Below are 8,088 nucleotides of genomic sequence, written 5' to 3'. Positions count from 1 at the left end.
TCGATCTGGTGTGGATCAACGGTGAGAACTTCGCCGCCATGCGCAAGCACGACCTGCTGATGTCGCCGGGATGGGCGACGCTGCTGCCTAACTGGACCCATGTCGACGTCGACGGCAAGCCGACCGTGCTCACCGACGCCACGGTGCGGGTCGACGGGCTGGAATCGCCCTGGGGGATGGCGCAGCTGGTCTTCCTGCACGATACCGACACCCTCGCCGATCCGCCCCGCACCCTGGAGGCGCTGAAGGCCTACATCCTCGACCACCCCGGCCGCTTCACCTATCCGCAGCCGCCGGACTTCCTCGGCTCCACCTTTCTGAAGCAGCTGCTGGTGACGCTGGCGCCGGATCGCCTGGCTCTCGACCGCCCGGCCACCGACGAGAACTTCGACACCCAGGTGGCGCCGGTGTTCGCCTATCTCGACGAGATCACCCCGCACCTCTGGCGCAAGGGCGCCGCCTACCCGGCCAACGTCTCCGAGCTCCGCCGGCTGTTCGCCGACCGCGAGACCGACCTTGCCTTCACCTTCAATCCGGCCGACGCGAGCGCGGCGATCGCCGATGGCGAACTGCCAGGGACCGTCCGGCCCTACGTGCTGGACGGCGGCTCGATCGGCAATTCCCACTTCGTGGCGATCCCCTACAATGCCAGCGCCAAGGCGGGCGCCCTGGTGACCGCGAACTTCCTGCTGTCGCCGCGGGCCCAGGCCCGCAAGGCCGATCCGACCATCTGGGGCGACCCGACGGTGCTCGACATCGCCGGGCTGGGCGAGGCCGACCGCGCCCTGTTCGACGCGCTGGCCGAGGATCCGGCGCTGCTGCCGCCGTCGGAGATGCGGCCGACCCTGCGCGAGCCCGACCCGAGCTGGACGGAGCGCCTCGAACGGGCGTGGACCGTCCGCTACGGGACCCGCTAGCCCGCCGGTCGGGCGCTGACCATGCTCCGCCTCGCCCCCGCGGCCGCGATCGCCCTGCTGATCGGCCCGGTGATCGCCGGCCTCGCCGGCGTCGCCCTGCCGGCCTTCGGCTATTTCCCGGCGCTCGGCGGCACCGGCCCGTCCCTCGCCCCCTGGACGCGGCTGCTGGCCGAGCCCGGCCTTGCCGCCTCGGTCGGGCTGAGCCTGTGGACCGGGCTCGCCTCCACGCTCATCGCCACCGCGATCACGCTGCTGTTCCTGGCCGGCTGGTCGCAGACCCGGGCCTTCGCGTGGATGCGGCGGGTGCTGTCGCCGCTGCTGTCGGTGCCGCACGCCGCGGCGGCCCTCGGCCTCGCCTTCCTCATCAGCCCGTCGGGCTGGCTGGTCCGCCTTGCCTCGCCCTGGGCGACCGGGCTGGAGCGGCCGCCGGACCTGCTGATCGTCCACGACCCGGCCGGGCTGGCGATGATCGCCGCGCTCGTCGCCAAGGAGGTCCCGTTCCTCCTGCTGATGGCGCTGGCCGCCCTTCCCCAGACCGACGCCGACCGCCTCACCCGGGTCGCCACCGGCCTCGGCTACGGCCGTGTCGCCGGCTTCTTCTACGCGGTCCTGCCCCGGCTCTATCCGCAGCTGCGGCTGCCGATCTTCGCGGTGATCGCCTTCGCCACCGCCACCGTCGAGGTGGCCATGGTGCTCGGCCCGACCACGCCCGCACCGCTCGCCGTGCGGCTGGTCGGCTGGATGGGCGATCCGGACCTCGCCCGCCGATTCTCCGCGTCCGCCGGCGCTCTCCTGCAGGTCGGGGTGACCGGGGCCGCCATGCTGCTCTGGCTGCTGCTGGAAGGCTGCGCGCGCGCCGCCGGGCGGCGGGCCATCGTCTCCGGCCAACGCCGCGCCGGCGATGGCGCCGCCCGGCTGATCGGCGCCGGGCTGGCGCTGCTGTGCGCGGTGCTGGTCGGCCTCGGGCTGCTCGGTCTTGCCGTGTGGTCGGTCGCCGACGTCTGGCGCTTCCCCGACGCGCTCCCCTCCCGCGTCTCCCTCGGCGGCTGGACCGACAACTGGCCCGCCACCCGGGCGCTGCTCGCCGTCACCGTCCTGGTGGCGCTGCTGGCCACCCTGATCGCCACCGCCATAACCCTTGCCTGCCTGGAGAACGAGACCCGCCGGGCCCGCGCCCCGGGCCCCCGGGTGCTGTCGCTGCTCTACCTGCCGATCGTCGTGCCCCAGGTGTCGTTCCTGTTCGGCCTTCAGGTGCTGATGCTCGCCGCCGGTTTCGGCCCCTCCCTCGGCGCGGTCGTCTTCGCCCACCTGGTCTTCGTGCTGCCCTACGTGCTCCTGTCGCTCGGCGACGCGTGGCGCTCCCTCGATCCGCGCTACGGCGCGGTGGCGGCGGCGCTTGGCGCCTCCGACGCCCGCATCTTCCTGCGCATCCGCCTGCCGCTGCTGCTCCCGGCGATCCTCACCGCCGCGGCCGTCGGCTTCGCCGTCTCCGTCGGGCTCTACCTGCCGACCGCGCTGATCGGCGCCGGCCGCATCGCAACCGTCACCACCGAATCCATCGCGCTGTCGGCCGGCGGCTCGCGCCGGCTGATCGGCGTCGCCTCGGTGCTGCAGATGGTGCTGCCGCTGCTCGCCTTCTCGCTGGCGCTGGCCGTGCCGGCCGTCGTCTTCCGCAACCGCCGCGGCCTGAGGAACGCCCAGCCATGAGCCCGTCCGCCACCGGCCTCGTCCTCGACCGGGTCACCATAGCCAAGGCCGGCACGCCGCTGCTGTCGCTGTCGGCGCGGATCGCCCCCGGCGCCGTGCACGCGGTGATGGGTCCGTCGGGCAGCGGCAAGTCTACCCTGCTCGCCTACGTGGCCGGCTTCCTGCGCGCGCCCTTCTCGGGCGAAGGGGGGCTCGCCCTCGACGGCGTCGACCTTGCGCCACTGCGCCCGGCCGAGCGGCGGATGGGCCTGCTGTTCCAGGATCCGCTGCTGTTTCCCCATCTCTCGGTGGGCGGAAACGTCCGCTTCGCGGTGCCCGCGGCCGTCCGCGGCCGGGCCCGGGCCGAGACCGTGAGCCGGGCGCTGCGGGAGGTCGGGCTGGAGGGCTGCGAGGCACGCGATCCGACCACGCTCTCGGGCGGCGAGCAGGCCCGCGTCGCGCTCGCCCGCGTGCTGGCGGCCCGCCCTTGCGCCCTGCTTCTGGACGAGCCCTTCTCCAAGCTCGACATGGCGCTGAGGGACCAGGTCCGGACGCTGGTGTTCGACACCGCGGCGGAGCGCGGGCTGCCGGTCCTGCTGGTCACCCACGACCCGGCCGACGCCGAGGCGGCGGGCGGCGCGGTCACCCGGCTGGACTGAGCCGGACATGAAAAAGGCGGGCGCCGCGGCACCCGCCTTCGTTCGTGTGAGCCATCCGGTCGAGACCGGAGGCGCGTCAGGCAAGGCCTACTCGGCCTCGTTCGCCGGCGCCGCCTGCAGCAGGCAATAGCGCTCGAGGCCGATCGTCTCGAGCAGCTGCAGCTGGGTCTCGATGAAGTCGATGTGGCTTTCCTCGTCGGAGAGCAGCTTCTCGAACAGCGCCATCGACACGTAGTCTTCCTTGTCGTGGCAGAGCTTGCGCCCTTCCCGGTAGAGCTCGCGCGCCGAATGCTCGGCCGCCAGGTCGCACTCGAGCACTTCCTTGACGTTCTGGCCAATCCGCAGCGGCTCCAGGGTCTGCATGTTGGGCAGCCCCTCGAGGAAGACGATGCGCGTCACGAACGAATCCGCGTGGTGCATCTCCTCGATGGATTCCTCGCGCTCCTTCTTGGCGAGCAGCGTGAACCCCCAGTCGTCCAGCAGGCGATAGTGCAGCCAGTACTGGTTGACCGCCGTCAGCTCGCTCTTCAGGCCGCGGTTGAGATAGTCGATGACCTCGGGATCGCCCTTCATGCCGGCTGGCTCCGTTCGTTGCAATACAGATTGGAATAATTCAAATATCCCGCATCGCCGGGTGCGTCCAGACCTTTTGGGGCGACTCCCCGAAAAAATTGGTGACATCCGGTCAGGATTTACCGGCGCCCGGGACCGTCGGCCGCACCGGCCGGCCCGGTCGCGCCGCGATAGGCCGCCGGCGGCGCCTGTGATAGACGGAGGACGCGGCCGCGACGGCTCTGGCCCGCGTCGCCGGCCCGGGAGACGACCGCATGATCGACCAAGTCACGGGCGCCCGACGGCGCACCCTGGTACTCACCGGCGCGAGCCGCGGCATCGGCCACGCGACGGTGAAGCGCTTTTCCAGCGCCGGCTGGCGCGTCATCACCTGCTCGCGGCACGCCTTCACCGACAAGTGCCCCTGGCCGGCCGGCCCGGAGGACCACATCCAGGTCGACCTCGCCGACCAGGCGAGCATCGACCATGCGGTGTCGGAGATCCGGCTCAGGGTGGAAGCGGAGGGCGGGCTGCTCGACGCGCTGGTCAACAACGCCGGCATCAGCCCGAAGGGCGAGGACGGCGGCCGCCTCGATTCGCTGACGACGCCGATGGACACCTGGCAGCAGGTGGTCCAGGTGAACCTGTTCGCGCCGATCATGCTGGCGCGCGGCCTGTTCGACGAACTCGCCCGCGCCCAGGGCTCGGTCGTCAACGTCACCTCCATCGCCGGCATGCGCGTGCACCCGTTCGCCGGCAGCGCCTACTCCACGTCGAAGGCGGCGCTTGCCGCGCTCACCCGCGAGATGGCGGCGGATTTCGGCCCCCACGGCATCCGCGTCAACGCCATCGCGCCGGGCGAGATCGAGACCTCGATCCTGTCGCCGGGCACCCGCGACCTCATCGGCGACATCCCGCTGCGCCGCCTCGGCCAGCCGGCCGAGGTCGCCAGCACGATCTTCTTCCTGTGCACCGACGCCTCGTCCTACGTGACGGGATCGGAGATCCACATCAACGGCGGCCAGCACGTCTGAGCCGCAGGCCGCCGTCCGGCGCTATTTCGAATAGACGTGGATGCGGTGCAGGATCTCCACCGACTTGCCGGGCATGCCCGGGAAGGCCGGGCTCGATTCCACGTGCCGCCAGCGGCCGTCGAACTGCAGGTGCTCGATGATCTCGCCGTAGCCCGGATCGATGCCCTCGTCCGCGCGCAGCGAGAAGATGATGCGGCCGCCCGGCCGGACGATGCGCAGCAGTTCCTCGATGGTCTCCGGACCGGCGTGGCCCGGCGTCAGGGTCCCGACGCACAGGATCGCCGCGAAGCCGTCGTCGGGGAAATCCAGCTCGTCGCCGAGCCGCATCATCCGGAGCTCGTCGTAGACCCCCTTCTTGCCCGCTTCCGCCAGCATGTCCTCCGACAGGTCGACGCCGACGATCGGACCGAACCCGACCAGCGACAGCAGCTGACCGACCAGCCCGGTGCCGCAGCCGGCGTCGAGGATCGTCCCGTCACCGATGGCCACGTGGCGCGCCGCCAGCGCGGCGGCGACGCCCGGCAGCAGATAGCCGAAATTGGCGAGGTCGCTTTCGTAGTCGTTCGCCCAGGCCGCATACGCGGACCGCCGTTCCTGATCGGACCTGGCCCCATAGACCTGGGCAAGCCTTTCGGTGGCGGAATCGGTCATTCAAGTCTCCTTTCGCCGGCGTCCTCTCCCGTCGGGCGGGCTCACCCGGTGGGGGAGACGACAGATCCGGATTGATGCTGGGGAGCGCGCCGCCGCCGGCCAGGCCGCTTTCGCCTCGGCGCCGAGGTGCTCCGGAGGAATGCGCGGACGCACGCTTGTCCGTGGCGGCCGGCCGTGTGGGGCCGGCCATGCCGATGCGCGCAGTCCACCGTGTGTTGACGCGCCGCACTATAGGGCGGGTCGGACCATCGGCCAAGGTCGGCCGTCCGTCGGCCCCGCCGGCGCCGGGCTCAGTTGAAGAAGCGCATCCGCCGCTTGGGGTCGGGCAGCTCCTCGTCGCCGTCGGTGTCCGGACCGGGATCGTCGGGCGGCGTCTCCAGCGGAAACCGCACCGTCTCCGGGCGGACGCCGGTGGCGGCGGGCGCCGGGCCGGCCTTGTCCGCGGCGGGCTCGCCATCGGCGGGCACCGGTACGGGCTTCAGATCGGTGACGTTCTCCTCCGCGATCGGCGGCGCCGTCTTCGCCGCCGGCGGCGGCACGATTTCCGGCTCGATCGGGGCGGGCTCGGCCGCGGGTGTCTTTGTCTCGGCCGGAGTGTCCGCCGCGGCCGGGACCGGCGCGGGAACGGACTCCGCCGGCCTGGCGGCGGCCGGTTCGCTGGACACCGCCAGCACGGCCGCTTCCGCCGAGGCCGGCGCCGTGGCCGACACCGTCTTCAGCGCCGGCGGCGCCGCCTCGAACATCGCCTCGTCGATCGGCGGCTCGATGGCGCCGCCCATCGCCTCGTACGGCACCCGCCATTCGAACGCGTCGAGACGCCCCGACACCGGCGACACCGGCGCCCAGGTCTCCGAGACGATGCCGTCGGCGGTCCAGGCGGGATCCTTCGGCGCACGCACCGCCCGCGACAGCCATTCGCGGACCCGGCCCTGGTCGTGGGTTTCCGCTTCCTCCAGCTCGGCCATCAGCAGGCAGGCCCGCTGGGTCGGATGGTTGTTCAGGATCGGGCGCATGGCCGCCCGGGCCTCGTCGAACTCGCGCGCGTCGATCGCCGCCTCGGCGATGGCGAAGGCGCCCTCGTCGCTGGTCGGCCGCAGCGCGGCGAGGCCGCGCATGCGCTTCAGCCGGTCGCGGGCGGCATCGCCCTGGCGGATGTGGCTGTAGGCCTCGGCAAGGTCCGGATGCGGCGTCCGCTTCCAGGTCTGCTCGATGATCTTGCTGGCCCGGCGCACGTCGCCGAGGCGTGCCAGCACGCGGCCGGCAACGGCGGCGGCGGGCACCAGGTCCTGGGCGAGGCTGTGCGCCTCCAGCGCCAGCGCCCGGCACTTCTCCGGCTCGCCCAGCTCGATCTCGTTGGCGCGGGCGGTCAGCAGCACCGCTTTCAGGCGACGCGCCTTGGCCTTGTCGACGAGCTTGTTGTGGGCGTTGCGGTCGAGGATGCGGGTCGCCTCCTCCCAGTCGCGATCGGCCGCGGCGTGCTCGAACTGGGCGGTCGCCGCCCACGGCAGGCTCGGGGCAACCTCGGCCGCCTCGTCGGCATAGTGCCGCGCGGCCTCGCCCTCGCCTTCGCGGCTCGCCTCGATGTAGAGGCCGCGCAGGCCGAGCAGCCGCGTCTCGCGGTCCTCCAGCATGCCCTCGAACACCGAGCGCGCCTGGGTCCGGTCGCCGCCCAGCTGCGCGGTCTGCGCCTCCAGCAGCGCCACGGCGGGTTCGTTGGGAAGGGTGCGGCGGGCTTCCACCGAATAACGGCGGGCGAGACGGTAGTCGCCCGAGCCCACGGCGATCAGGCCGTTCGACAGCGCCCGGTAGCCCTTGTCCTTCTTGCGCCGGTGAAAGAAGCGCGACAGCTTGCCCGGCGAGCGCAGGATGGCGCGGAACAGCGACCACAGGATGATCGCGGCGACCACCACCGCGACGAGACCCACCACCGCGACGGTGGTGGACGTCTGGATCTGGTAGCCGAGCCAGTCGATCTCCACCGCGCCGGGGCGATCGGCCACCCAGGCGCCGGCGAGCGCCAGCACGAAGACCAGGACCAGGAACACAAGAAGGCGAATCATGGCTTTTGCTTCCGCTCGATCAGTTCCCGGGCGTGGTGGGTTCGGCCGGCGCGGCCGGCGGCGCCGTCGAACTTTCGGCGAGGCTCCCGAGCACGTCCGTGGTGACCTTCTCGACCAGCCTGTCGGCGGCGACGCGCGCCGCCAACCGGTCATGCCAGTCCTTGGAGGCGGCCTGGGCCGGCTCCGGCAGGTTGGTCCATGCCGTCGACGCCGCCGCCAGGTCGTTGCGGGCGAGGTCGGCCCGGATGGCGTCCAGGGTGGCGGTCACGCCGCCGTCCTCGGGCGCGTCGGTGCGCCGGACCTTCACCAGCGATTCGGCGTTGGCCAGCAGCCCCGCCACGAAGCCTTCCGACTGGGCTTCCCCGCGAACCGTCTCGCGCACGGCGGCCTCGGCCTTCGGATAGGCGTCGATCAGCTCGCGCCGCGTCGGCAGGCCGGTGGCGGCATAAGGCTCCAGCGGCGCCACCAGCGTCGGATCGTCCAGCCGGGTCTTCACCGCGGCGAGCGCCGGCCCGAACGGCTGGCCGTT

8 protein-coding genes are annotated in these 8,088 nt (G+C 72.3%); 4 read left to right on the top strand and 4 right to left on the bottom strand.

The window, feature by feature from the left end; translation table 11 throughout:
• The 3 genes from ACO073_RS27575 to ACO073_RS27565 all read left to right on the top strand — a co-directional run.
• Window positions 1-917: ABC transporter substrate-binding protein (locus tag ACO073_RS27575; RefSeq protein ID WP_422002258.1), on the top strand; the 917-nt coding region annotated here is incomplete at its 5' end.
• A gap of 21 nt (window positions 918-938) precedes the next feature.
• The gene (locus ACO073_RS27570; RefSeq protein ID WP_422002257.1) at window positions 939-2,624 is read left to right on the top strand and encodes an ABC transporter permease; all 1,686 of its coding nucleotides are present in this window, start codon (window positions 939-941) and stop codon (window positions 2,622-2,624) included.
• Complete coding sequence (locus tag ACO073_RS27565; RefSeq protein WP_422002255.1) at window positions 2,621-3,262, top strand: ATP-binding cassette domain-containing protein; 642 nt, start codon at window positions 2,621-2,623, stop codon at window positions 3,260-3,262. The genes ACO073_RS27570 and ACO073_RS27565 overlap by 4 nt, the downstream gene beginning before the upstream one ends.
• 87 nt (window positions 3,263-3,349) lie before the next feature.
• Here the strand turns inward: ACO073_RS27565 and bfr are convergent, their stop codons facing one another.
• Entirely contained in the window at window positions 3,350-3,835 is a 486-nt protein-coding gene (bfr, locus tag ACO073_RS27560; RefSeq protein ID WP_422002253.1) for a bacterioferritin, read from the bottom strand.
• A gap of 254 nt (window positions 3,836-4,089) precedes the next feature.
• Between bfr and ACO073_RS27555 the strand changes: the two genes are divergently transcribed.
• Complete coding sequence (locus tag ACO073_RS27555) at window positions 4,090-4,848, top strand: SDR family NAD(P)-dependent oxidoreductase (RefSeq protein ID WP_422002251.1); 759 nt, start codon at window positions 4,090-4,092, stop codon at window positions 4,846-4,848.
• A gap of 21 nt (window positions 4,849-4,869) precedes the next feature.
• On the opposite strand, the gene ACO073_RS27550 is transcribed toward ACO073_RS27555, so the two are convergent.
• From ACO073_RS27550 to ACO073_RS27540, 3 genes are all read right to left on the bottom strand, one after another.
• On the bottom strand, window positions 4,870-5,499 hold the full coding sequence (locus ACO073_RS27550; RefSeq protein ID WP_422002249.1) for a class I SAM-dependent DNA methyltransferase: 630 nt from the start codon (window positions 5,497-5,499) through the stop codon (window positions 4,870-4,872).
• A gap of 290 nt (window positions 5,500-5,789) precedes the next feature.
• A complete protein-coding gene (locus tag ACO073_RS27545; RefSeq protein WP_422002248.1) occupies window positions 5,790-7,559 on the bottom strand; it encodes a heme biosynthesis HemY N-terminal domain-containing protein in 1,770 nt (589 codons plus the stop codon).
• 19 nt (window positions 7,560-7,578) lie between these two features.
• Window positions 7,579-8,088 (bottom strand): COG4223 family protein (locus tag ACO073_RS27540; RefSeq protein ID WP_422002246.1); only part of this gene is annotated, 510 nt, incomplete at its 5' end.

This window comes from Reyranella sp., assembly GCF_965229815.1.
GTDB lineage: Bacteria > Pseudomonadota > Alphaproteobacteria > Reyranellales > Reyranellaceae > Reyranella.
This window is presented reverse-complemented; position numbering and strand designations above follow the sequence as displayed.

Bases quoted from the DNA above. Each gene is read 5' to 3' on its own strand.
- bfr (WP_422002253.1), bottom strand. From the start codon at position 3,835: ATGAAGGGCGATCCCGAGGTCATCGACTATCTCAACCGCGGCCTGAAG.
- ACO073_RS27550 (WP_422002249.1), bottom strand. From the start codon at position 5,499: ATGACCGATTCCGCCACCGAAAGGCTTGCCCAGGTCTATGGGGCCAGG.
- ACO073_RS27565 (WP_422002255.1), top strand. From the start codon at position 2,621: ATGAGCCCGTCCGCCACCGGCCTCGTCCTCGACCGGGTCACCATAGCC.
- ACO073_RS27545 (WP_422002248.1), bottom strand. From the start codon at position 7,559: ATGATTCGCCTTCTTGTGTTCCTGGTCCTGGTCTTCGTGCTGGCGCTC.
- ACO073_RS27570 (WP_422002257.1), top strand. From the start codon at position 939: ATGCTCCGCCTCGCCCCCGCGGCCGCGATCGCCCTGCTGATCGGCCCG.
- ACO073_RS27555 (WP_422002251.1), top strand. From the start codon at position 4,090: ATGATCGACCAAGTCACGGGCGCCCGACGGCGCACCCTGGTACTCACC.